This window comes from Streptomyces sp. GQ60 (assembly GCF_059758875.1).
Map to the genome: position 1 here is coordinate 1 of NZ_JCAXEG010000030.1, position 23,322 is coordinate 23,322.

Genomic DNA, 23,322 nt, shown 5'->3' on the forward strand with positions numbered 1-23,322 from the left:
ACTTCCCGGCGGCTACGCCCTTCTCTTCGGCCAGGCAGAACTGCGCCAACCCCAGCCGGCCGCTGCCTGACTGATCGGTTCCTGATGTTCAGAGCTGTGGCTCGGGCGATGGCGCCTTTGCCCAGTGGATCTTGCGTATCAGGGCTCCGACGGCGCCAGGCCCGGCGCCTCCGCCCCAGACCTCCTGATTCGTGCGGCGGCGCGAGGCGCGGTCCACTCTCGAGCTCGTGCAGCGCCCAAGCCGCCACGTTGACAGGAATGCCCGGGTTAGTGGGCTGGTGTTGCTTTCGGGGGAAGTGTGGGCAGGCGCGTCGTGACAGCTTTCGCCACGCACGATCGCCCCCCATCGTCGAGGCCGGGCGCCTCCTCGGTACTGAGAACGGTGCGCCCCGTGGCGAAGTCTGACAAGGCCGACCGGTCAGGAGGCCGTCATGCTGGTGGCGTCGGAGTTTCGCGGGGCACCGTGCTGGCTGAGCCTGGCAGCTCGAGATCTCGCTTCGGCGGAGCGGTTCTACGGAGCCGTGCTGGGTTGGACATTCCGTGCCGGCGGCCTCGGGGAGGATTTCTCGGTTGCGGAGCGTGAGGGTGTGCCAGCAGCGGGGATCGCGGCGGTGGCCGGGGAGCTGGCGGTCCCGGTGGCCTGGACGGCGTACTTCTCGGTGGACGATGCGGATGCGGCGACGGCGCGGGTCCGCGAGCGCGGCGGCGCGGTGGGCGTCGGCCCGATCTCCTACCCACTGCGGGGCAGAGCGGCCCTGGTCGCCGACCGCCACGGCGCCGGCTTCGGCCTGTGGGAGGGGCTCGTCCTCTCCGGATGGACCGTCGGCCCAGGACGGGCCCCGGCCTGGCTCGAACTGCGCACACGCGACGCACTGGACGCCGCTCTTTTCTATGGTGGGGTCCTCGGCTGGGGCGAGGGGGGAGAGCCAGGCTGTTGCGACACTTCTTACGAGGCTGATCAGGTGGTCCTGCGCGCGGGTGGGGAGCCGGTCGCCCGGCTGAACAGCGGGCCGGTGGAGGTGGCGGGCGCAGGTCCCACGAGCGGCCCCGCTGGCTGGTTCATTTCAAGGTGCCCGACCTCGAGCAGGCGCAGGCCACTGCCCTGGGGCTTGGGGCGATGGCCCTGAGCAGACCGAACCGGCTGCCCGCCGAACACGCCACCCTCCGGGACCCCGACGGCGCCCTATTCACCCTCGACCAGTTCGACGCCACGACCCGTAGCCCCCAGGAGCCATGACCGGCCGGCTGGGTGACAAGTGGCTTCACGACCCGGCAGGCCGGCAGAACGCAGGCCCAGCTCAGGGAGCCACGGGGTCAGCGGCGCGCTGGGCGAGTCGGCGTTCAAGCAGAAGAAATGCAGGTCGAGCACTCCCACGGCCCAGCCACGTCAGGGTGACAAGCTCTCGCCGCAACGGGCGCTGTCTGCACGAAGACGCTGGACCAAGAGAAGACCGACCTCTTGCGGTGAACCCGCGCCGGTGCCCCGCGGCCCAATGCGGTTCCTTGCCCGTTACCACCGCGTTTTTTCGGCCCATCCGGGCAGCCGCCAATCCAAGGCTCACCCAGCCCGACGTGGTTTCACGGCGCCGGTACGGCACCGATCTGCTGCATCACCCCGAGGAGATCGGGCTGGCCCCGTTCGCCGACGATCCGGCCGTCGGCCAGGTAGTAGAAGTTCATGGCCTGCACCGAGATCCTGTTGCCGCTCGCCGGGATCCCGAAGAACTCACCGCCGTGGGATCCCCGCATGGTGAACCGCGCGGCCACGGTGTCACCTTCGGTGACCGTCTCCTCCAGCGTCCACTGAACGTCCGGGAAGCCGCTGCGCATCATCCCGAGAACTTCCATGTACCCATCGGGCCCCCGCAGCGGTTCCGGATGACTGGGTGCGTGGAACACCGCGTCCGGAGAAATGACCTCGCGGGCGAGATCCTCGTTGCCCGTGTTGATGAACTCGACGAAACGGTTCATTACTGACTCGGTGGACTGCGATGGCATCTGCTGTGCCTCTCCAGAAGACGTTTGGGCGAGTGCCTACGAGCTTAACATCGAATCGATGTGTACATCGATTCGATGTCTGCGTGCGAAGATGGACTCATGCTGGAACTCGCGATACTCGGCTTCCTCGCCGAAGGACCCCTACCAGGACACGAGCTGCGCCGCCGCGTCTCACAGCTGACCGGCTACACGCGGCCGGTCAGTGACGGCAGCCTGTATCCGGCGATCAGCCGTCTGACCAAGGCAGGCCTGATCGAGCGGCGCGCCGACCCGGCCGCAGGGGCGGCCCGGTACGTGCTCAGCCTGACCGGGACCGGGCGCGCCGACATGCTTCAGCGCCTGCGCAAGCCCGCCGACCACGAGATCACCGACTTCACACGGTTCTACATCGTCCTGGCATTCCTCTCCCACCTGCCCGACATGGCCGAACAACACGCGGTGCTGCGCAGACGGCTTGAGTTCCTGGAAGAACCGGCGAGCTTCTTCTACGACCACGAGCGGCCCCTGCGCGCCGAGGAGATCGCCGACCCCTACCGGCGCGGCATGCTGCTCACCGCCCGCGCCACCAGCCGCGCGGAGCGGACCTGGCTGCGCGAGACCCTCGGGGAGAAGCCGCCCGCGTTCGACACCACAGGCGCCGACAACGATCCGCATGAGCCCGCCGCTCCCGCGAGCTGACCACCCACGGAGGTACCCGTGCTTGCTTCCTGGTACGACGACCAAGGCCCCGCCACCGATGTCCTGCGCGTCGGTGAACTCCCAGAGCCCGTCCCCAGCCCCGGTGAGGTCCGCGTCCGCGTCACCGTCTCGGGCATCAACCCCGGCGACACCAAGAAGCGGCGCGGCTGGCTGGGCTCGTCCATGCCCTATCCACGGGTGATCCCGCACAGCGACGCCGCCGGAGTCGTCGACGCCGTGGGCACCCAAGTCGACGCCCGCCGCGTCGGACAGCGGGTCTGGGTGTACGGCGCCCAGTCCTACCGTCCCTTCGGCACAGCGGCCCAGTGCACCGTGGTACCCGACCACCAAGCCGTACCTCTGTCAGACCATCTGAGTGACGAGCTGGGGGCGAGCCTCGGCATCCCCGGCATCACGGCCCACCGCACCGTCTTCGCCGACGGCCCGGTCGACGGCCGGCTGGTCCTGGTCCACGGAGTCCTCGGTGGCGTCGGCTCCCTGGCCGCCCAGCTCGCCCACTGGGCCGGCGCGACTGTGATCGCGACCGTCCGCCGTACCGCGGACCTCGACCGCGTCGACCCGGCCGTCGTCTCCCACGCCATCGCCCTGGATACCGGCGATCCCGCCGCGGCCATCCGCTCGTACGCGCCGAGGGGCGTCGACCGGATCATCGAGGTCGCACTGTCCGACAACGCCGACCTCGACAACGCCGTCGCCGCCAACAACGCCGTCATCGCCGCCTACGCCACCCGCACGGACCGCACCGAGATCCCCTTCTGGCCGCTGCTGTTCAACAACGTCACCCTGCGACTGCTCGGCAGCGACGACTTCCCCGCCGAGGCCAAGCGTCAGGCCGCCCGTGACCTGACCTCCGCGGCCGCCGTCGGCGCCCTCACCGTCGCCGTCGGCGACCGTCACCCGCTGGAAGACATCGCCAAGGCCCACGACCACGTCGACGCCGGCGGGCACGGCCGCATCCTGATCACCATCCCCTAAAAGCGTAGACGTGGGATGGTCGAGGGCTGCCAGCCAAGCTTGTCTCGATGGCCAGCTGCCGGATCATCGCGCCGTGCACGCCACCGTTCGGCGCGGTTCTGCGTGCCTGTGTTCGCTGCCGGGCCGAGCACGGCCATCGGATCGAGCGTCTGGGTGAGCACCTGCACGGAGGGGGAGGTGAGGCAGGTGCTCACGGGTGACGGCCGGGGGGCCGCTCAGCACGCCGGCCGCCCTCTCCAGCGTAGATCCCCAGGACTGCGGAGTCACGTGCTGGTCGGGGCACTGGCCGACGCCCGGCCGACGCCCGGCCGACGCGCGGCCGACGAGGGGATGTCCTCTCGTCTCGGTGCGGCGGTCTTTACGGTTTGTGGGTTACCCAGAGCAGTTCCGCCGGCCAGCGGTGTGCCCAGTCGGGTGGGTCGGTTTCGTTGTAGCCGTTGCGTGTTCCGAGTTCGGGCCGCGGCTCGATGAGATCGTCGATGATGAGACCCGCGCCGCGCAGGACCTTGACCCAGTCGCCGTAGGTGAGCTGATAGCTGGTCGCGCCCTCGCCTTCGGCGATGGTGCCCAGCCCGAAGTAGTCCTGCCGCAGCGTCGTGGTCACGCGGCTGGCGGCTTCGTCGTAGCAAGCTTCGAACCATGGGCTGGCGACGTTGAACACCAGGCGTCCGCCACGGCGCAAGACGCGTGCGGCCTGCGGGACCGCCAGGTGAGGGGGCGCCCAGCTGAGCCCACCGAAGTCGCAGAACACCAGGTCGAAGCTGTCCGCGGCGAAGGGGAGATGTTCGGCGGCGCCTTGCACGAGCGGGTAGCGTGCCGCTCCCATCGCGCCTGCTGCTGCGGCCAGTTGGGCTTCGGACAGGTCGAATCCGACCACGGTGGCTCCCTCGGCGGCGAGCGCCTTGGACCACTGGCCGGCGCCGCAGCCGAGTTCGAGGACGCGTTTGCCGGTGACGTCGCCCAGTGCGTGCAGGTGCGCGTCGGGGATGGAGTACATACCCCACAGTCGGGGTGCGGCGCCGATTTGGGGGTCGTGCTCGTGCTGGTAGGCGCTGCTGATCTGGTTCCAGAGCCGCCGGTTGGCGGGGATGCTGTCCACCGTGCCGACTCCAGCACTGCTTGCCGGGGCAGTCAACACGATTAGGGCGCGTATTTGGTCGTGATCAAGGGACGGTCCGGGTGAGGTCCTTGATCCAGATCATTGAGGCGCGCAGGTGGAGTCCGGCGAGGTAACTCTCGGGCGTTTTGTCGTATCGGGTGGCGATGCCTCGCCAGGCCTTCAGCTTGTTGATCAGGCGCTCGACGGTGTTGCGCTCCTTGTAGAGGTCGGCATCGTGGGTGACCGGCCGGCCGCCCCTGCGGCCTTTGTTCTTCCGGTTGGATGCCTGGTCCCTCTTCGGGTTGACTGCCTTGATGCGGCGTTTGTGCAGGTAGGCGCGGTTGCCGCGGGATGAGTAGGCCTTGTCCCCGGCGACTGCGCCGGGCCGGGTGCGGGGACGCCCGACGGGCCCGCGGACCCGTACCTTCTTGAGCACGGGGATGAACTGCGGGCTGTCCGCGGCTTGCCCTGCGGTCAGGATCAGGGCCAAGGGCCGGCACCTGCGGTCGGCAGCCAGGTGGATCTTGCTGGTCTGTCCGCCTCGTGAGCGCCCGAGCAAAGCAGCTTTCAAACGGAGCTTGCGCCGTCGCCGGACGCGCCGCCGTTCGGCCCGGCCGGGATCAGCGACGTCGCCGTGTCCGTCTTGTTCCGCCTCGCCGCCCCCTTTTGGCGAGCCGCCTCCGCCTCGACGGCGGCCTTTTCCAGAGCGTCCAGAACATCCTCCTCCAGACGCATTCCGGCCGCGTCGTGATGGGCGCGGACCGTCGTGGAGTCCACGCTGACCAGCGACATGTCCACCCTGCCCCGCCCTGCCGCCTCGGCTACCACGCCCTCCAGCAGCGCCTCGAAAACTCCGGCGTCCCGCCACTGCCTGAACCTGTTGTGCACGGTGGACCAGGCGCCGAACCGCTCCGGTATCTCCCGCCACTGCGCTCCCGCGCGGAACTTCCAGATCACACCCTCGAACTGCTCCCGCAGCCGCTTTGGATACGGGCCGTACTCACCGACCGGCAGATACGGCTCGACGAACCCCCACTCGTCGTCCGTCAGTTGCGCACGCGTCATGTGTACCGGACTACCGGATCGGCCCTCACAGCGAGGCCAGATCCGGCAAACCGATCACGACTCAATACAGGCCCTAGGGCACTGGCCGCCCTCACCCTGGTCCGGCCCTGGCCATGATCCGCCGGACGAGCCCTCAGCGCTGGCGCCACCGCCCGTGCCGGGGATCCGCCGCTGCCGCCGCGGCACGGCCGCCGGTTCCTCGGCCGCGGGTACTGCCGGGGCGGAGGCGGCGATACCCGGCCGAGGTGGCGATGCCTGTGCACCGTCAGAAGGGTGCCGACAAGGCCACTGGTGTCGCGGGGGAGTGCGGTCCCGGGGGCCGTCGCGGCCGACGGCTCGGTGACCTGCATGACTCGGTGCCGGTCTGGCTCTAGTCGTAGAGGAGGGAGGCGGAGGTGGTGGTCGCCGCTTGGCGGTCGGCCGTGGTGTAGGCGAAGTTGAGGACGGTACGCCGCACCCCCGGGCGTCCGAGCGGGGTGACGCGGTGGGCGGTGAGGTCGCTGCGCAGGAGGTAGCCGTCAGCCGGCCGGTGGTGAACGCGGCGGGTGCCGGGCCCGTCGAGAGCGCCGAGGTCACCACGCCCGGGGTGAAACTCCAGCAGCCCGCCGTCCGCGGGATCGGGCGGCGCTTCAAGGAAGAGGACCAAGGCGAGCGGGTAATCGTCGGTGTGCGCGCCATGGGTGTCCCCGGGGCGGTGGAGAACATTCAGGACGTGCCGCTCGACCGAGTCGTGCACGGCGACGACATGCTCGTCCAAGAGCGCCGAGAGCAGCCGCAGCAGATCACGGTCCTCGTAGAGCCGCGTGATCACTGGTGAGGCCTGGGCGATCTGATGCCCGCCGAGGGTGGTCATGTGCCGGGGGCTGTCGTCCATACAGGGCATGCGGAAGTCCCGCCGCACCGCATCGGCCTCCAGCCTCCGTGCTTCGCTTCCGAGCTCCGCGAGCCCGGCAGGGGTGAGGAGCCCCTGCAAGGGCAGGTAGCCGTCGGCGCTGAACCGCCGGCGCAGGGACTCCCAGCGGGAAGACGTAGGCAATGAGAACACGGCCGATGCATCCCTCCTGGCCACGAGGGCCAAACTGGGCCTCGACCATCTGGACCCTGCCCTGGCCGCCGCTCATTGGCAGGAACGTTCCAATAACCGGCTCTAGCCCTACTCCATCGCTAACTGAATTGTCAGCCAATCTGGCGAATGTTGGGGGGTGGCCTTGTTCGAACGTCGAAGATTGCTGATGGCAGGGTCGGCACCGGCGGCCGGCGGGACGTCGGGCGGTCTCACGGCCTGCACGGCTCCAGCTGGGGAGGAAGCACCCGGGAGCAGAAAATCGCCCGAGGGGCCCGCCCTCTCGTGCGCGGGGCTCCTGATGCCAACGGAGTCGGCGCCGCATGCCGCGACCTGGGATGGCCTACGGGGCCACGGTCACGGAGCGTGGGGGATGACACGGCTGACGCGTTCGGTTGCGAACCGCGACGGCATCGCCGGCGGCGGCGGCACCATCCACTGCGCGACCCAACAGCAACCGCAGGCGCGGAGCTGGGCCGGTCGGCGTTCTACGGGCTGTCCGCCCGTGAGCGCCGCTGGTGGGCCGCCGTCAGAATGATCACGACCTCACACCGATGTGATCATGTGCGGGGGTGCGGGGCAGACAGCGGCCGCCTGGTGGATACGGTGTAAAGAACGCGTCAAGAATTGGCGTGCGGTGTGCCGGGAAGTCTGGTCGGCGTCCTGGGGGCAGTGTGCCCTCTTCTGGCTGACACCTCCGGAGGCCCCTGCCATGGCCGGCACCCGCTCGCGTCCCCCCTTCCTCGGTCTGCTGCCGCTGCCCGAGCGGCAGGCGATCACCCGGGCCCTGCGTACCGAGACCGTCGGCGGCGTGGTCCTCCTCGGTGCGGCCGTTCTCGCACTGATCTGGGCCAACAGCCCATGGAGCGCGGCATACGCATCCGTGCGCGATTTCCACTTCGGGACACCGGCCCTCGGCCTGGACCTGTCGGTAGGGCATTGGACGGCTGATGGGCTGCTGGCCGTGTTCTTCCTCGTGGCCGGGATCGAGCTGAAACGCGAACTCGTCGTAGGAGAACTGCGCACCCCGGCCACAGCCGCGCTACCGGTCATTGCCGCGCTGTGCGGGATGGCCGTGCCCGCCGCCCTCTACCTCGCCACCACCACGGCGGGCGGAGGCAGCAGCGCGGGCTGGGCGGTCCCCATGGCCACCGACATCGCCTTCGCCCTCGCTGTCCTCGCGGTGCTGTCCACGCACCTGCCGGCCGCGCTGCGTGCCTTCCTCCTCACCCTCGCCGTCGTCGACGACCTGGGCGCCATCCTGATCATCGCGGTGTTCTTCACCTCCGACTTGAACCTGTGGGCCCTCGCCGGAGCCTTCACGGGCCTGGCCGTCTTCTACCTGCTGCAGCGGATGCGCGTACGAGGCTGGTGGTGGTACGTGCCGCTCGGGGTGGCGATCTGGGCGCTGATGTACAACGGCGGCGTCCATGCCACCGTCGTCGGCGTCGCCATGGGCCTCATCCTGCGCACCACCCGCGACAAGGGCGAAGAAGTCTCACCGGCCGCCCGGGTCTCGCATCTGGTCCACCCGTTCTCCGCCGGGATCGCGGTGCCGCTGTTCGCGCTGTTCGCCGCTGGGGTGAGCATCTCCGGCCCTGCCCTGGGCGCGGTGTTCACCAGCCCCGAACCCGTCGGCATCGTCATCGGGCTGGTCGTCGGAAAGACGCTGGGAATCTTCGCCGGAACCTACCTGGCAGCCCGATTCACCCGCGCCCAGCTCAACCCCGACCTCGCCTGGGCCGACGTCCTGGGCCTGTCGGTGCTCGCCGGGATCGGCTCACCGTCGCCCTCCTCATCGGCGAACTCGCCTTCCCCGGAACCGGGACAGGCGAGCACGTCAAAGCCGCCGTCCTCATCGCCTCGCTCGCCGCCGCGCTCCTCGCCGCAGTCCTGCTGCGCAGGCGCAACACGGTCTACCGGCGCCTGTACGAGGCGGAGAACATCGACGCCGACAACGACGGCAGCCCCGACATCTACCAGAACGCATCCACACCGGACACCGAGAGCGCCGCCGCCCGTGCGGACGGGCCGCACACCTGATGTCCGGCGGCGACGCCGCCCTGCTGCTCTCCGAGCTGAAGCACCGGGCCGTGGTCATGGGCACTCCGGTTCGGCGGACCTGGCCGAAGGGGGCTGGTATTCACCCGAACGGTGACCCCCGACAGCGCTACGCCTGCCCCGTCACGTGTCTCCGCAGGAATCGTGAGCACCGTAGTTGGCCTGGCGAGCCAACTGTCCCTTCTAAAATTATCTTGTTCAGGGATAGGGCAGTGACCTGCGGCGACCAGATCATCTGAGACGTCTGACCATCGGGAACCTCGGCTGATCTGGCCCGGGAGTCCGGCACCCGATGTCGTCTCGGTCGATCTGGTCCGACTATCTGCTCGCCCCGGGCGCGCGGGACTCGTAGCCTCTCGCTGTGACGGATACGGCTGAGGCGCGAGACGCCTTCAAGAATCGATGCACCAACGCCGCGCGCACGCTCGCACCGTGCGTTGGATACTTCATCAGCCGCATCTCGTTCGATGCCTTCCCCGAGGAAGACTCCTTGGAGATCACCCTCGGAGACGGACCTCGGAAGCCGGACGTCGTGATCGTGCTCTCCAACCTCCACCACGTCTCGATCGACAAGCCCCCGCAGATCGCCGGTAGCTTCATCGACGAGATCTCCTTGACCCACCTACCGACGCTCCCGGACGCCTGGCCTGCGGACGCTGCTGGCCGCGTCCGGCGATTCGATGAAATGTGCGAGCTCGTATGGCTGCCGATCTCCGGACCGGCAGAGATCGACGCTGTCGCATCGATCATCACCGTGCACACCGCGATCAGCGACGAGCAGGCCTCGACAGATCCGGCCACTTGACCTCACCCTGGAGTCCTGGGGCCTGGACCCCACCGCGCTCCTGGCCGTACGGGGCGTTCTTCTGCCTTGGGGCCTGGTCCGCCCGTGGGGGCAGGTCTTTCCACGCTGGACGCTGTTCCTGCGCGGCCGGCGAGTGCCGCGCTGGCTCCCGCTCGCCCCGGCTCTGCTCGGCGCTGCCACGCTCGCGCCGTACGGCGTTGTGGGAGTCGGGTACTTGGCCCTGGCCACAGCCGGCGCAGTGACGATGCGGCCGGGCGACTTCCACTCCTCGGGCGACGCGCTGCTGGCCGGCTGGATCGGGATAGCCGCGTTCGCCGTCTACGGCATCGCCCTGACCATCGCGGCCCGCTCCTACTGGCTTCGGACCCGTCCCGCTGCCGGATGAGCGTCCAACACAAAGTGACCGTCTGCGGCCAGTTAGATACCTGCTCACCGGCCGCCCATGGGGGATTTCAACTGGCCACGCACAACCGTGCCGCACACCGGCTGCCCAGATTCGCCAGACGGCCCCGTTGCCCACCCCTCGGATGGATGACGCCCCCGGGCGTCGGCCGGCCCGGGTCTCTCGGGTCCGGTGGACTCTGGGGGAGAGGCGAGAGGGAGGCTTCAGGGCGACGCTGAGACCGCCGGTCAAGCCGATGCTGGCGCAGGCCGCCGAGCCGCTGCCCGGTCGGGGAGCGCTCGTAGGCGGCGCGCCTACGAGCAGAAATACGACGGGCACCGCGCGATCCCCTTCACCCCGGACACATCCAACGGGCGGATGATGGTGCAGACCCGCCGCGGGTCGCTGGTACGGGATCGTTTCCCTGATCCGGTGGTCGCAGCGGAGCAGCTGTCGCCGGGCGGCCTGGTCCTCGATGGCGAACTACTGGTCTGGGACGCCGAGGCAGGCCGGCTTTCGTTCAAGGGGTCGCAACGCCGGGCGGCCGACCGGGGCCGCAGCGCCCGTGGTCTGGCCGTGCGGTGGCCGGCCTATTTCGTGGCGTTCGACGTGTTAGAGCTGGACGGGTGGAGCTCCTGGCGCGCCCCTACCGGGAGCGCCGCGCACTCCTGGAGGGCCTGTTCACCGCGCAGCGTCTGACGGTCCCGTGGGCCCTGTGCCCGATGACTACCGACCCCACCAAGGCACGCGAGTGGCCGAAATCCTGGACCGACGTGTCCGGGCTCGAAGGCCTGGTCGTCAAGGGCATGAACCAGCCGTACCGGCCCTCGGTGCGCGGGTAGACCAAGATCAGAAGACGGAACACCACCGAAGCGATCATCGGCACCGTCACGCGCACCGTGGCCCACCCGCAGCTCCTCGCCGCGGCGCGGGGGGAGCCGTGACGTCCTGGACGCGGTCCTGGTCCGGCCGGACCAAGTGGCGGGAGTCAGTGCCGACCGGGCCGTCGACCATGGCGGCGACTTCCGCCACCCGCTGCGCTACAAGCGCCTGCGCCTGGACGTCACGGTCGAGGACGTGCCGAGGTTCGGGGCCGGGCCGACTGCCGCCGCTGGGTGACTGGTCGGCAGCGGCTGCGCGAAAGCAGCCTGTGCCCGTCCTGAGGCCCGGCGAGGTGAGGGTGACCGACCGGTTCCGGCCCGGGTCGGGCGGCCTGCGGATCACGCTTGAATGGCCGACCCGCCTGCGCGGCACCGCCTCGCAGAGCAGCGTGGGCGGCGTGGTCCGCTACGGCGTCCCGCACTCATTGATGGCTGCGACCAGCACCGTCGCTGCGTAGCGGGCTGCAAGCCGGGCGAGATGTGGCCGGCGCTGCCCACTCGGGGGCAGTGCCGACCGCTTCATTTCCGCGTTCAGGACACGTGCAACTCCCGGGCCTGGACGGCTGCCGGCTGGTCCTCCTTCCGTGCCGCCAGCGCGATGAGCACTCCGGAGACGGCGCCGACGAAGAACGGGGACGGCACAAGGAGCACGCCGCCCAGCACGCACCACAGCGCGAGGCCCCAGCCGGTCCAGGCCGGCACGCTCACCCCGCGGCCGGCGAAGTGCCATATCAGGCAGCCCAGCAGAATCATGGGCACGGCGAAGCTCCCCGGACCCGCCCAGAAGGTGACGGAGTTCGTGAGGGACTCCACTGTCTGCGGCGCCCCCTCCGAGAGGTCGAGGGGGACAGCCGCCCACATCCCCCGCTCTGCCCAGCCGGTGACGTCGTCCCAGGCGGAGAGCGCCAGCAGGATCAGGTGTCCCGATCCCAGTACGAGCATGATCCCGCTCGCCCAACGGAGCAGTATTTTCCTGGAGCTCAAGGGGGCCTCTCATCTATACGGTGCCGTACAGTTCATGTATACGGTAGCGTATAAATGAGAGGCGACGGCAGCGACGGAACAGGTCATAGACCCGCTCCTACGCCCCATACCGCTCCGGCACATCCCGCCACTGGGCGCCGGTCCGGGTCCGCCACCGCATGCCGTCTATCAACTGCCGCCGCGTCCACACCTACGGCCGACCCGACTTGATGCCCCGCGGCAGCAACGGCTCAAGTCGGGCCCCCTCATGAAGCGCTGCGCGCAGGCAGGTCACCAGTGACCGGCGGCGCCCGGTTCACCGTGGGGAAGTGGTGTTCGACCGTGACTGGCAGGCGCGCGGCGAGGTCGTCGGGCTCTACCCGTCGACGCTCGTGGCGCGTCTCACGGACGCGGGCAATCGCCGTCCTGGCGACCCCCGAGGAAGCCCTCGAGGTGGCCGTGCAGGAGCTCGGAGCGGATCCCGGACGCTGGGTCAATCAGGGCATTGTGTGCGACGAATACCGTGACTTCCGGATCGCTCGTAAAGCCCAGAGTCCGACGTTTCCGTGACCTTGCGTCAGGCCCGGCATTGCCTCGGAATGTGGTCAGGCCTGGTCGACCTCGTCGAGCGCCACGAGCAGTTCGTCGACAAGTGCGTGGTGCTGTTTCCCGTTCGGCATTGCGCGACGGAGTGCCGAGGACCAGCGTCTTTGCCAGACCAAGGTCTCCCGGCCCAGCGCACAGCAGTTCGCGCGTGACGATGATGGAGTCCATCACGCCGATGCCACGCGCGCTGAGCATCGACTGAATCGCTGGCATCTCCGTGCCTGTCGCCAGCAGGGGGCGGAGCTCGTCGGTCAAGGCCGAGAGTCGGACGACCCGTTCGGCGTCGAGTCCGGAGAGTGCCATCGCTCAGCTCCCGTCCTTTGCCGGGATGGGTGCGTCCGCAGTGTCGGCCATGACTAGGCCGGCGCTGACGGCCTGCCTGTCGTCGATCCCGACATGCCGCAGGAAGGCCCAACGGTCCAGCTGAGTGCATGCCCAGGTGGGATCGTATGCCGCGGTGGGCAGCTGGGGGATGCGTTTGCGGCCCGTTTCGTCCAATCGATACGGCTCCTCGAAGGCGGTGTTCCACGCTTGGACAGTGGGGCTGTACCGCTCTCGGGCCTCTTCAACACTGATACCCAGGTAGGCGGCGACCTGTGCCCAGGAGCTGCCGCGTTCTACTTCGTAGACGACGGCCGAATTCAGAGTCCGCTCAGCCAGTTCGATGAGTTGCCGGGCTTGGCTGACGCGGCCGGCGAGTCCGGTATCGACGTCGTTTCGGGTACCCACCAGCCCGGCGGCGCTGTCCGCCACCTCCGTGGCGTGGTCGGCAAGAACGAGCCGGGCCAGCCCTTCACGGGAGTACGCGGATCGGTGATGGTCGTAGGGGGTCGGCTCGCTCACGAGAGACAGAGTTCCATGTCCACGTGGTCTGCGGGTACTGAGTATTTACGGCCGATTACCTCATGAACGGGCCGAGTCGCCACATGGAGGGAAACCTGCCCTGTTTCGGCGCTGCCTTGCACAGGTTCGGCGGAACATGTGCGCTTTAGATCGCCTGAAGAAATACAAGGCCACCTCACACCTGCTCCCCGCGCACGCGGGGATGCCCCCGGTCCTGCCCCGGACCGGGCCCGGGCAGCCGGTAGTCCGTCCTTGTACGCTGCCGGTCTGCGTAGAGGCTGGTCGTCCCTGCCGTCTGGTTTGTTCGAGCCGGGATTCCCTTTGGTTCGCCGTCGAGCCGTCGAGGTTCACGAATGCACCAGGCTTGTGGACGCTCCGCACCTCTCCCTGGTGTGTTGCCCAGGCCGAAGGCCAAGAACGAGTGCTCGCCGAGCGGGGTCCTCACCGGCTGACGCGACGGCAAGAAGGGTGGCCCGGAGCGTGGAGTGTGCATAAACGAAGAGCAAAGTTGACGACGAGGTCCCCTGACTCGCAAGCCCCGGGCGGATGCGCCGGCCGGCAAAGAGCAGGGGGACGGGTCTCGGAACCCACCTGCCCGATCCGGCGGCCTGAACAGGATGCCGAGGCGGCAAGAACTGAATGCGGAGACCTGGGCGGCGCGGGTGGCGGTCGGTCAACCCGGACGAGGGGGAGTTCGACCTCCGGGTGGATCCGATCTACCCGTGGCTGGAGCCCCCGGCCACCGCCGCAGAGGCCGAAGGGTTCCAGGGCCGGGTGAAGGAACTTCCCCGGTCCTCGGTACGGTCACTGGTCGTGCTGCTCGGCATCCTCGGCATGGACGTGGCGAAGGCACCGAACTCGAACAACGCCGACCCGGGGTGGAGCACCGGGCGCCCTGGACGGCCCGGAGGTCGATCCCGACGCGGAGCGTGGTGCTGATGGCGGCCAGGCCGGCCTGGACGACCTGGTTGTAGTTCATCGCGAAGTCTTCGCGCGGCAGTTCCACGGTGGCCCGGAACACGGCCCCTGGGCCGCCCCACCGGTCGGGACCGGTGCCGAGGTAGGCCAGGTCCAGGTCAACGACCCGGGCCTTGTTTGTTTCCTGACCGCCGATGCCGATGCCGACGCCGACGGCCCGGCGCGTACGCCACGGGTGGGTGGCGTTGCTGCCGGGCCGTCAGTCACTCGCGCGGTCTCACTTCCTGTGCACAGCCCTGCGGCGACGTCCGCGAAGCACCAGCACGCCGCCGGCAACGACCAGCAGGCCACCGAGGGCGCTGTACGTGACAGTGTTGCTCACCCCGGTGGAAGCCAGGTCGCCGGACGTGCTGCTCGGGGTCGGCTGGCCGACGGGTGCGCCGATCTCCAGCTGCGCACGGCTGCCGCCGGTCTTGCCGGAGGCGGAGACAACCGGCGTGGGGGTGGTCGGCGTGGGGGCGGGCGTCGGCTCGTCAGCGCCGGCGGTACCCGACGCGGGCTTCAGCTGCAGAGTCGTGATCGAGTACGGCGGCAGCGTCTGTGCGACCGCCGTGCCTTGCTCCGCCGTCGTCAGGGAGGTGTCTCCCTTGCCATACGAAACGGTCGTGACCGCCCCTGCTGCCGGGGCGAATCCGGCGTACGAGAGCGACACCTGCGCCGCGTTCTGCGGGCTCTTGTTGATCAGCATGACGTTCAGACCGCCGGTGCTGCTCCGCACCGCGTGCACAGCAACCGAGGGGTTGCCCGAGGACGACTTGACCATGGTGTCGCCAGGCTGCGCCAGTGCGGTCAGCGAGCGGATGCCCCAGTAGGTGGGGAAGGGCGTGTCGCGCGGCGGTTGGCACTTCCCACCGGCGCAGGTTCCAGCGGAGAGAATGCCCCCGTCCCGGTAGTCGGTCTCGCCGTGGACGGTGGTGGGTGCTTCGCCCGAGCCGTTGTGCAGGTTCCACCAGTCCACGTGGGTGGCGCCCTGCTCGAACCACGTCATGTAGGTGTCCGGCGCAAACAGGGCTGCGGTCTGGCTGGTCAACGCGGGCGAGCCGACGGCGTCGGTCTCGGTGACCGCGATCTCCACCGAAGCGGCGCGCGAGCCCGCGTACTTGGCGATCAGCGAGCGCAGCGTGGACGTGACACCGGCGATCTGGGAGGGGGTGTTCAGCAGGTCGGCCGTGGTGGTGCCGCCCGGATACCAGTGGACGATGACGAAGTCGATCGAGCTTGCCGCGATGGAGAGCACCGTGTTGTTCCAGTCCGCGCTGTCACCGGGAGCCTTCTCCGTATCCGGCCAGCCGCCGGGGGTGGTGAGCACCGCTCCGATCTTCACCTTCGGGTCCACGGCCTTCATCGCCTTCGCGTAGGCGATCAGGTTCTTCGCGTACGCCGTCGGGCTCTTGTCGGCGTGCTCGTCAGTTTCCCAGCCCTTGCCGTCGCCGTAGTGCCCGTTGCCGTAGACCTCGTTTCCGATCTCCCAGTACTTCACGCCGTAACCCTTGTCGACGTTGGCGTACTTGACCCAGTCGGCGGCCTCCTGGGGGGTGCCGGAACCGTAGTTCGCGGTCAGGATCGGCTGGGCGCCGACCTCCTTCGCGGTGGCCATGAAGTGGTCGAAGGTGGTGTTGGAGGGGATCCAGCCGCTGCCGTCGCCGGAGGTGTGGGTCTTCCAGTGGTAGTCGTCCGCGCCGGAGCCGCCGGGATAGCGCAGCTGCCGAACTCCCGCGGCCTTCATCAGCGAGGTCACCCTGGCGTCACCCATGTGCTCGTCGCCGAAGCCCGTGTTGAGGCCGACACCACTGCTGGGCACCGTGCCCAAGGAGGTACCGGCATCCACACTGATGCCGATGGTCGGCGCGGCGCCCGCGCTGGGCGCCAGGGCGCCGACACCGGCCGAGGCGGCGAGCGCCGCCACCGCCCCCGCGACAACATGCCGGCGCATCCGGCTACGGCGGGGCGTGCGCCCCCGAGGCATCGGCTGCTCGGCGGATCTCGGGTTGTCTGGTGACACGTGGGGCTCCGATCGGGTGTTGACACGGAGGGCGTAGCGCCGCTGACCATGGCTCGCCCTCGTAGGTACACCCCTAAGTGGCCACTCGGAGCGAAAAGGTTGCCGTCTCAATCATTTCTTCTCCGACACGCGGTCGCACCGTCTCACCGGACCCGGTGACCCCGTGACCCGGCGCCCCGGTGGCACGCCCGGGCTCCCTTTTCACCTCGACGGTGCCACAGCACGGTGTGCAGCAAGTCGTCGGTCATGACCGGGGGCGGCCCGTACTTGCCCTTGCAGGCCGCGGTATCGAGTCCCTCCAGCGTTGACTCCCGGAGGTTCTCCCGCTCGGTCTCGGCCATCGCGGCGAAGAAGCCGAACAGCAGCTTGTAGCGACAACGGGGCTGCCGGCTTCTCTGCACCGACGATGCGAGGCCGGCATCTACACGGCGGGCCTGGTGACCGGGCGTAGAACCTCCAGGATGACCGCGGTCCCGGTCACGGGTCGGCCCTCGTGCATGGTGATTTCCTGTCCGGGCTGAAGGCGGCGCCACGGTGAAGCGTCGAGAGGGGCGAGCCGTACGGAGGCTCGTCCACCGGGCTCCATGAAGGGTGTGCGCTCCACCCAGAGTCTCGCGATGTTGTGCGCCGGTTCGCCGGTCGGGGACAGGTTTCCGATGCTCCACATCGGGCGCAGTGCGCCGGCTCCGGCAAAGGGCGTCCGCCGTCGGGGTTCGGCGGCCGGGCGGAGGGTGAGCTCGGCTCGGATGATGCCGTTCCGGGATTCGTAGCTGCGCCAGTGGCACCAGGCGGCACTGGTTTCGAGTTGCATCTGCTCGGCGGCTTCTGCCAGGGATTCCCAGAAGCCGAGGGGAAGGGGTCGGCGGTCACCGAGTTCCTCCAGCAGGTTCAGAGCCACTTCCCACTCGTCATGGGCGAGGTACTCCCGGACGTCGTTCACCGTGATGTCGTTCTCCGTCGCGAGTTCCTCGGGTACGAGCAAGGAAGCGGCTTCCAACAGTTTGGGGACGTCCATGGCCTGAGTTTGGACGGCCTCCCCCACTCCATAGTCGCTGGGGTGCCCGGTGACGGGACATCGAGCAGGACGCGGTACTCACGTCCGGGAGCAGGCACGGCCGCACGATCACGCCGCGGGGCGCCCTGCCCGACCGAGTCTTACGTTGGTGCAGTCAACTGGCCACTTCGCACGGGGACCTAGCTGTGAAGGCTGGCAGTCCAGAACGGGCTGCCTCCTGGACGGCGGGGGTGTGGTCATCGCGCTGTTCCCTTCGAAGCTCGCGCCGTATGTGGAGTGTTCCGGGGCGCCCTGCAGGGCGCTGTCAGTGTCGGGCTCTCGGCTCCGGCGGTGGCTGATATCGAACTCACCGATGACCTGATCCTCCTCCAGAAGCGCTCCGACACCGCATGGGCGCGGGTTCAAGAGATTCAGTACCGCTCTGGGCTGCCCTCGGCTGCGGGCGGGCGGACGGATGATGCCCATGCGGAATGGAGCGCCGCATGGAAGGTGTGGGGCGACCAGACCGACGTTGTTCGCGGAGCGATCGCGGCGTGGGCGGGAGAGAGCGGGCAGAGCTGGATCGACGTCGAGGGCCGGCTGAAGGGGTGAGGTACGAGGGGGGAAGGCCCACAGATCTGGCCCGAGGCCAAGGAGCCGAACTAAGAGTGAAGCCAGAGGCGTTCAGGTGACTTGTGAGTCGGACTGACCGTCCGGCCGGGGTTGCGCAGTGACGTGACTGGGCCGGCCGACCAGAATCCGGGCATGATGCAAGATCTTGCTGCCGCGTTCAGCCTGCTCATCGGCCTGGCAGGTCTGACGCTGAGCTACGCGGCTCACCGGCAGAAGGGTCGGCAGGAGGGGCAGGAAGCCGCGCTCCGTGACGCGGAACTTCAGAGGCATCAACGCGAGCGAGAGCTGGAGCAGCGGCTCCACGAGCGCGAGCAGAGCGCCCGGCGGCAGCAGGAACGGCATCAGGCATCCATGATCAGCGTGAATGTCACCCGACTCCCGTCCCCTCTGGACCGCAACTGGATCATCCCGAAGGTTGTGATCCACAACCGGTCCAACCAGCCAGTCCGGGACGTGCTCGTATCCTTCCGCGACGAGGTGGTCGGCGAATCACCTCTTCTGGGCATGGGTGAGGACGACTTCCAGTTGCCGCCCACCGAGTCCTCCGAGTACGGCTACCTACGGCACATCACCGTCGACTTCACAGACGCTGCCGGCATCCGCTGGCGCCATGAGGGCTGCGGTTTCCTGCGGCGCTCCAGACAGGCCACGGGCGGCCCGGAGACCATGGGCGCATGGGGAGACCCGGAGCCCCCCGTCATCGAATGGGTCGGGGCGCCCCCCAGCCCACCTCCGCCCCCGTCCCCATACGGCGGGGCGGCGACCAAGACGCCGGTACGGCGGCGGGGCGGGTTCTTCCGGCCAGCGGTCGTATTGGTCTCCGTGGTGCTCATTGCAGGAGGCGCTTGGTGGCTCCTCCACCACTAGGCTGACAGCGCTTCAGAAAAGGACAGCGCCGTCAGCGCCCAGCGCCCCTGCCAGGCCGCCCCGGGGAGCTGGTCCGTGCGGGCCGGCGACGCGCGGCGTCATGCGGGGTGCGGGCCGGTCCGGGGCAGTGAGCGGGAGACTGCCGCCCATGGACGTGGACTCGGTGATGATGGAGCTGAACGCAGTACTCCCAGCGGAGTTCACTGCGGCCCGGGACGCGTATGCGGCGCGGGCACGCAAGGCCGGCGACCGGGACCTTGCCGCCGCGATCACCAAATTGCGCAAACCGACCGTCGCGGCGTGGACCGCCGGGCTGTTGGCCCGCCTCCAGCCCAAGGAGGCCGAGCAACTCCTCCAGCTCGGCGAGGCGCTGCGCGGCGCGCACCGGACCCTGGACGGCGAGCAGCTGCGGAAGTTGTCGCATGATCAGCATGTGGTGATCGGTCGCCTCGCCCGTACAGCGCGCTCGCTCGCGGCCGAGACCGGCCAGAGCGTGAGCGAGCCGGTCCTCCACGAGGTCGAGCAGATCCTCCACGCGGTCCTCGCCGACGGCAACATCGCCGCGCGGTGGTCGGAGGGCCGGCTGACGAAGGCCCCGGACGCCGTGCTCGGCTTCACCGGCCTTGAACCGCTGCCCGGTGCGGCTCCGCCCCGGCGGGAGGCAGCGGCCCGGCCGGCCGGCCCCACGACGGAGCGGGCCCCAGCGCCGGACGCGGACGGGAGGGCGGAGCAGGCACGGCGTGGGCGTGTGGAGGCGGCCGGGGCAGAGTTGGCCGAAGCACGGAACGAGGCGGACCGCCTGCACGCCGCCGAGACTTCGGCTCAGGAGCTGGCGGACAGCACGGCGGCCGCTGTTGCCGCGATCGAGGAAGAGGTTCGGGCTGTGCGTGAGCGGCTGGACGCGGCGACCACAGCAAGCTCGGACGCGGCCGCCGGCTTGCGCGAGGCCCGGCGAGCGGCCGCGAAGGCGCAGAAGCGGGCGGAAACCGCAGCACGGAAGGTTGAGAAGCTCGGCGGCTCCGAGGGGTGAGCAGCCGTGAGCGGCGGAGCTGTACGGGCCGGTCCGCTGAGGGGGTGTGAGGCTGACTCAGTCGGTGGCGAAGTGCCGATTCAAATTCGTATCTAGCAGCACCGGTCCGCTCAGCTGGCCGGAGTGTTGTTCCAGTGCCGAGGGTGAGGATGCTCCGGCATATGGCGGGGTGACGGCCGGCCGGAGTCGGGCGGAGACCTACGCCGTTCGGGTCCTGGAGGCCTTACCGAAGAACCCGACCGGCGGTGAGACCGCAATCCCTGCGCTTGAGGAAGCCCTCAGCCGCTTCGACGACACCCGCGCACGCGACAAGGCCCTGTACCTGTCGTGGCTGGCCTCGGGAGCGCGCGGCCACGATCACCGCGCGCGTCCTGGACCTCTCCGACGGCCTGGCCTCCAACCGGCCCGCCGGACGAATCCGCCTGATGGTGGACCGACTGCGACCGCACCGCTCCCTGGAACCGGTCGGCGCCCTCCTTGAACGCGCCGGCCGCTGACTCACTTGGTCGCGCCGGTGACCCATTCCAAGTAGGACGGAAGCCCGGTCTGGACAGGCAGCGCGATGACCTCGGGGGAGTCGTACGGATGCTGGGAGCGCAGGTGCTCCTGCAGAGCCTCGTAGCGGTCGCCGGTGGTACGGAAGGTGATCTGCCACTCGGTGCCGTCGCACACCTGGCCAAGATGCCGGTACGTCGTTTCCACCGGCCCGCTGACCTGTCCGGAGGCCGCGAGAGCGGCTTCCACGGCCGACCGCGACAGCTTCGCGGCGGCCTCCTTGCTGTCCACGGTCGTCAACACGATCAGATGCTCGTCCATGCGGGGCACCGTACGGGAGTTGCACGCCTCCGCGGCAGGTGCCGGGGAGCACCTCGGCCGGCGAGGTGCTCCCGTCCTGCTACCGGCCCTGCTACCGGCGAGGCCGGGTCACAGCCTGCTGAACTCGCCGCCGGAGCCGGTGCCCGTGACGGGGGCACGGCGCAGACAGCGATAGAGGACGACAAGCCCGGCGGAGCCGAGCGCGACGGCCTGGCCAAGCAGCCCGTCAACAGGGTCGGGGACCAACTCGACGTAGGCGTTGCCGGCGAGCGCCGCCAGGTACGCGGGGGCGGCATAGAGCAGGTCCGCCGCCTCGGGACGGCGCTTCTCCATCTGGGGGTCCCAGTAGTTCTCGCCGAAAAATCAACGCTAGCCGTGTGCCAAGCCCTGCTCTGGGGCGGTCTCGGGGAAACAACGTGGCAGCCGGGGGCCCCGCGTAGGAAGCGCCGCAGCATAGCGCATGACCCGCTTTCCTCAGAGGATCTTGGGAGTTCCTGCCTGCGCCCATTAGCCACGTCCCAGGCCAACAAGTGGTGTGCACGCCTGGATCAGGTACACATTCCGTGAGGACGATCACCGGGATCTCCAGGCGTGCTGGCCGGCCACTGGGGAAGGGGCGTCGCGCTGGCGATGAAGCTTCTGGCGATCAGCTTCGCGCGTTCGCACGGCATGCACTGGATGCGGGCCTTCCACCACCCGGGCAACGCTGCGGCTATCGGCATGAACCGGCGGCTGGGCTTCGAGGCTGACGTACCCGTCCGGGATGACGCATCGGGCCTGGCCTCGACTCCCGGTCGGGCCGCGGGATGACCTTGCGCGGGATCTTGACGCACTACTCGGGCTGACCCATAGTGATGGCCACCGAGCCGTTCTCATCTGCCGCGTGACGTGGCTGAATGAATTGTTAACGCTAACATTCGATCCCGCTTCCACCGTTCCAGCAGCTCCGATGGGCCGGACGCTATGGAACAGGCGGCAACCTCCTGCCCCGGGACGCAGCGTCCGCGACATCCGCGGGACCTATCGCGTCCCGTGGCCCGGGGCGCCTCCGCCCAGCACTGCGACGGTGCATGCCGTGACTGCCGAGAACGGCCGCCCGCCCCCTACGCACCCTGGAGCGCACATGAACGCAACAACCGGCCCCGGCCCCCACCCCTCGCGCCGACTGTTCCTCGGTATGGCCGCCACCGTCCCGCTGGCCCTGTCCGGAACGCTGGCCCTGGGCGCGCGGCCCGCCTACGCTGCCGACGCGGCCTACGTCATGGGCTACTTCACCGAGTCCGCGGCCTTGCTGCAGGCCGACTACGGCCTGCACCTCGCCGTCAGCACCGACGGCCTCCTTTGGATGCCGCTCAACCAGAACAACCCCGTGGTGACCCCGACCGAGGGTGCGGGCGGCCTGCGTGATCCGTTCATCATGCGCAAGCAGGACGGCACCTTTGTCATCCTCGCCACCGACCTCAAGGGCTTTGACTGGGGCCGCAACAGTCAGTACATCCACGTCTGGGACTCCGCGGACCTGCGCAGCCTCACGGGTTACCGACGCCTCAAGCTGCACGACATGGTCACCCACAGCTGGGCGCCCGAGTCGTTCTGGGACGCCGGCCGGGGCGCGTACGGGATCATCTACTCGTCCGTCAACACCAGCGGCCACGGCGTGATCATGGTGAACTACACCACCGACTTCCAGACGGTGTCGTCCCCGCAGGTCTTCTTCGATCCCGGCTACGACATCATTGACGGCAATCTGGCCGTGGGCGTCAACGGCGTCAACTACCTCTACCACAAGAGGGACCAGACCCTGGTCGGCGCGCGGTCGACCACCCTCAATCCGGGCAGCTTCACGCCCTTCAGCACGGCGGTCGCTCACGGTGCCACCGAGGCGCCGACCCTGGTGAAGTCCCTGACTTCCGGATCCTGGTACCTGTGGGGCGACACCTACTCGCCGAACGGCGTCTTCTACGCCTGGCAGAGCAACGACCTCGCCGCCGGCACCTGGACCCCGCTTGACCAGCGCCTCTACACCGCGCCGCTCAACGCCAAGCACTGCACCATCGCGACGATCACGACCACCGAGTACAACAACCTCGTGGCGAAGTGGGGCAGCCCCGCCTGGAACCGGCTGAAGTCCTACAACTACCCCGACCGTTACGTCCGTCATGCCAACTCCGTCGCCCGGATCGATGTCTACCCGTTCGACCCGTACCCCGAGTCGCAGTGGAAGCTCGTGCCCGGCCTGGCCGACAGCGCGGGCGTGTCCTTCCAGTCGGTCAACTTCCCGAGCCGCTACCTGCGGCACTACAACTACGACCTGCGGCTGGAAGAGAACGACGGCACCGCGACCTTCGCCGCGGACGCCACGTTCCACAGGACCGCCGGCCTGGCCGACTCCTCCTGGTCGTCCTTCCGCTCGCACAACTTCCCGACGCATTACGTCCGGCACACCGGCTACGTCCTGCGCATCGACCCGATCGCCACCACCACGGAGAAGGCCGACGCCACCTTCCACGTCGGCTACTGACGGGGGACGGCTCCGGCCGGTGGCCTTCGCCGTCGTCGGGA

At 69.0% G+C, this 23,322-nt stretch carries 24 protein-coding genes and 5 pseudogenes; 15 read left to right on the forward strand and 14 right to left on the reverse strand.

What is annotated here, in order from left to right:
• Positions 1-431: 431 nt before the first annotated feature.
• Together AC6CKD_RS35935 and AC6CKD_RS35940 are read left to right on the forward strand one after the other, a co-directional pair.
• Complete coding sequence (locus tag AC6CKD_RS35935; RefSeq protein WP_498333342.1) at positions 432-1,127, forward strand: VOC family protein; 696 nt, start codon at positions 432-434, stop codon at positions 1,125-1,127.
• Positions 1,037-1,237: pseudogene (locus AC6CKD_RS35940) on the forward strand (VOC family protein); the annotation flags it as partial. The gene AC6CKD_RS35935 and the pseudogene AC6CKD_RS35940, both read left to right, overlap by 91 nt.
• Positions 1,238-1,578: 341 nt before the next feature.
• Here the strand turns inward: AC6CKD_RS35940 and AC6CKD_RS35945 are convergent.
• The gene (locus tag AC6CKD_RS35945; protein WP_498333344.1) at positions 1,579-1,971 is read right to left on the reverse strand and encodes an ester cyclase; all 393 of its coding nucleotides are present in this window, start codon (positions 1,969-1,971) and stop codon (positions 1,579-1,581) included.
• Positions 1,972-2,097: 126 nt separating this feature from the next.
• Here AC6CKD_RS35945 and AC6CKD_RS35950 point away from each other — a divergent pair, with 126 nt between their 5' ends.
• Positions 2,098-2,676, forward strand: coding sequence for a PadR family transcriptional regulator (locus tag AC6CKD_RS35950; RefSeq protein ID WP_498333345.1), 579 nt, complete (start codon positions 2,098-2,100; stop codon positions 2,674-2,676).
• Between the two features lie 18 nt (positions 2,677-2,694).
• Positions 2,695-3,672, forward strand: a complete 978-nt coding sequence (locus AC6CKD_RS35955; RefSeq protein WP_498333347.1) for an NADPH:quinone reductase — start codon at positions 2,695-2,697, stop codon at positions 3,670-3,672.
• A gap of 358 nt (positions 3,673-4,030) precedes the next feature.
• On the opposite strand, the gene AC6CKD_RS35960 is transcribed toward AC6CKD_RS35955, so the two are convergent.
• From AC6CKD_RS35960 to AC6CKD_RS35970, 3 genes and pseudogenes are all read right to left on the reverse strand, one after another.
• Complete coding sequence (locus AC6CKD_RS35960; protein WP_498333348.1) at positions 4,031-4,771, reverse strand: class I SAM-dependent methyltransferase; 741 nt, start codon at positions 4,769-4,771, stop codon at positions 4,031-4,033.
• 64 nt (positions 4,772-4,835) lie between these two features.
• Positions 4,836-5,836: pseudogene (locus AC6CKD_RS35965) on the reverse strand (IS5 family transposase).
• A gap of 370 nt (positions 5,837-6,206) precedes the next feature.
• Positions 6,207-6,881 (reverse strand): HalD/BesD family halogenase, encoded by a 675-nt coding sequence (locus tag AC6CKD_RS35970; protein ID WP_498333350.1) that lies wholly within the window; start codon positions 6,879-6,881, stop codon positions 6,207-6,209.
• A gap of 730 nt (positions 6,882-7,611) precedes the next feature.
• On the opposite strand from AC6CKD_RS35970, the pseudogene nhaA reads away from it, so the two are divergent.
• From nhaA to AC6CKD_RS36000, 6 genes and pseudogenes are all read left to right on the forward strand, one after another.
• Positions 7,612-8,942: pseudogene (gene nhaA, locus AC6CKD_RS35975) on the forward strand (Na+/H+ antiporter NhaA).
• Between the two features lie 379 nt (positions 8,943-9,321).
• Entirely contained in the window at positions 9,322-9,765 is a 444-nt protein-coding gene (locus tag AC6CKD_RS35980; protein WP_498333352.1) for a hypothetical protein, read from the forward strand.
• Between the two features lie 214 nt (positions 9,766-9,979).
• On the forward strand, positions 9,980-10,150 hold the full coding sequence (locus AC6CKD_RS35985) for a hypothetical protein (RefSeq protein WP_498333353.1): 171 nt from the start codon (positions 9,980-9,982) through the stop codon (positions 10,148-10,150).
• Between the two features lie 189 nt (positions 10,151-10,339).
• Positions 10,340-10,989, forward strand: a pseudogene (locus tag AC6CKD_RS35990) (ATP-dependent DNA ligase).
• A 136-nt stretch (positions 10,990-11,125) separates the two neighbouring features.
• The gene (locus AC6CKD_RS35995) at positions 11,126-11,266 is read left to right on the forward strand and encodes a hypothetical protein (RefSeq protein WP_498333355.1); all 141 of its coding nucleotides are present in this window, start codon (positions 11,126-11,128) and stop codon (positions 11,264-11,266) included.
• Positions 11,267-11,327: 61 nt separating this feature from the next.
• Positions 11,328-11,486: a hypothetical protein gene (locus AC6CKD_RS36000; protein WP_498333357.1), complete on the forward strand. Its 159-nt coding sequence runs from the start codon at positions 11,328-11,330 to the stop codon at positions 11,484-11,486.
• Positions 11,487-11,559: 73 nt separating this feature from the next.
• Here the strand turns inward: AC6CKD_RS36000 and AC6CKD_RS36005 are convergent, their stop codons facing one another.
• From AC6CKD_RS36005 to AC6CKD_RS36035, 7 genes and pseudogenes are all read right to left on the reverse strand, one after another.
• Positions 11,560-12,012, reverse strand: a complete 453-nt coding sequence (locus AC6CKD_RS36005; protein ID WP_498333359.1) for a DUF6463 family protein — start codon at positions 12,010-12,012, stop codon at positions 11,560-11,562.
• A 97-nt stretch (positions 12,013-12,109) separates the two neighbouring features.
• Complete coding sequence (locus tag AC6CKD_RS36010) at positions 12,110-12,202, reverse strand: transposase (RefSeq protein ID WP_498333361.1); 93 nt, start codon at positions 12,200-12,202, stop codon at positions 12,110-12,112.
• 701 nt (positions 12,203-12,903) lie between these two features.
• Positions 12,904-13,440, reverse strand: coding sequence for a hypothetical protein (locus AC6CKD_RS36015; RefSeq protein WP_498333362.1), 537 nt, complete (start codon positions 13,438-13,440; stop codon positions 12,904-12,906).
• Between the two features lie 892 nt (positions 13,441-14,332).
• Positions 14,333-14,527, reverse strand: a pseudogene (locus tag AC6CKD_RS36020) (YceI family protein); the annotation flags it as partial.
• A 108-nt stretch (positions 14,528-14,635) separates the two neighbouring features.
• A complete protein-coding gene (locus AC6CKD_RS36025) occupies positions 14,636-16,351 on the reverse strand; it encodes an LPXTG cell wall anchor domain-containing protein (protein ID WP_498333363.1) in 1,716 nt (571 codons plus the stop codon).
• A gap of 212 nt (positions 16,352-16,563) precedes the next feature.
• Entirely contained in the window at positions 16,564-16,953 is a 390-nt protein-coding gene (locus tag AC6CKD_RS36030; RefSeq protein ID WP_498333364.1) for a recombinase family protein, read from the reverse strand.
• On the reverse strand, positions 16,842-17,435 hold the full coding sequence (locus tag AC6CKD_RS36035) for a hypothetical protein (protein WP_498333365.1): 594 nt from the start codon (positions 17,433-17,435) through the stop codon (positions 16,842-16,844). The genes AC6CKD_RS36030 and AC6CKD_RS36035 overlap by 112 nt, the downstream gene beginning before the upstream one ends.
• A gap of 330 nt (positions 17,436-17,765) precedes the next feature.
• Between AC6CKD_RS36035 and AC6CKD_RS36040 the strand changes: the two genes are divergently transcribed.
• Positions 17,766-18,026 (forward strand): hypothetical protein, encoded by a 261-nt coding sequence (locus AC6CKD_RS36040; RefSeq protein WP_498333366.1) that lies wholly within the window; start codon positions 17,766-17,768, stop codon positions 18,024-18,026.
• A gap of 72 nt (positions 18,027-18,098) precedes the next feature.
• Here AC6CKD_RS36040 and AC6CKD_RS36045 read toward each other — a convergent pair whose 3' ends face one another.
• Positions 18,099-18,389 (reverse strand): hypothetical protein, encoded by a 291-nt coding sequence (locus tag AC6CKD_RS36045; protein ID WP_498333368.1) that lies wholly within the window; start codon positions 18,387-18,389, stop codon positions 18,099-18,101.
• A 9-nt stretch (positions 18,390-18,398) separates the two neighbouring features.
• Between AC6CKD_RS36045 and AC6CKD_RS36050 the strand changes: the two genes are divergently transcribed.
• Entirely contained in the window at positions 18,399-18,914 is a 516-nt protein-coding gene (locus AC6CKD_RS36050) for a hypothetical protein (protein ID WP_498333369.1), read from the forward strand.
• A 148-nt stretch (positions 18,915-19,062) separates the two neighbouring features.
• Complete coding sequence (locus AC6CKD_RS36055) at positions 19,063-19,944, forward strand: hypothetical protein (protein ID WP_498333371.1); 882 nt, start codon at positions 19,063-19,065, stop codon at positions 19,942-19,944.
• Positions 19,945-20,442: 498 nt separating this feature from the next.
• Here the strand turns inward: AC6CKD_RS36055 and cutA are convergent, their stop codons facing one another.
• Both cutA and AC6CKD_RS36065 read right to left on the reverse strand, forming a co-directional pair.
• Positions 20,443-20,760 carry a divalent-cation tolerance protein CutA gene (gene cutA / locus AC6CKD_RS36060; protein WP_498333373.1) on the reverse strand — a complete coding sequence of 106 codons (318 nt, stop codon included), beginning with the start codon at positions 20,758-20,760 and terminating at the stop codon, positions 20,443-20,445.
• Between the two features lie 108 nt (positions 20,761-20,868).
• Positions 20,869-21,093, reverse strand: coding sequence for a hypothetical protein (locus AC6CKD_RS36065; protein ID WP_498333375.1), 225 nt, complete (start codon positions 21,091-21,093; stop codon positions 20,869-20,871).
• Positions 21,094-21,351: 258 nt separating this feature from the next.
• On the opposite strand from AC6CKD_RS36065, the gene AC6CKD_RS36070 reads away from it, so the two are divergent.
• Together AC6CKD_RS36070 and AC6CKD_RS36075 are read left to right on the forward strand one after the other, a co-directional pair.
• On the forward strand, positions 21,352-21,570 hold the full coding sequence (locus tag AC6CKD_RS36070) for a GNAT family N-acetyltransferase (protein WP_498333377.1): 219 nt from the start codon (positions 21,352-21,354) through the stop codon (positions 21,568-21,570).
• 313 nt (positions 21,571-21,883) lie between these two features.
• Entirely contained in the window at positions 21,884-23,281 is a 1,398-nt protein-coding gene (locus tag AC6CKD_RS36075; RefSeq protein WP_498333379.1) for a glycoside hydrolase family 43 protein, read from the forward strand.
• Positions 23,282-23,322 lie beyond the last annotated feature (41 nt).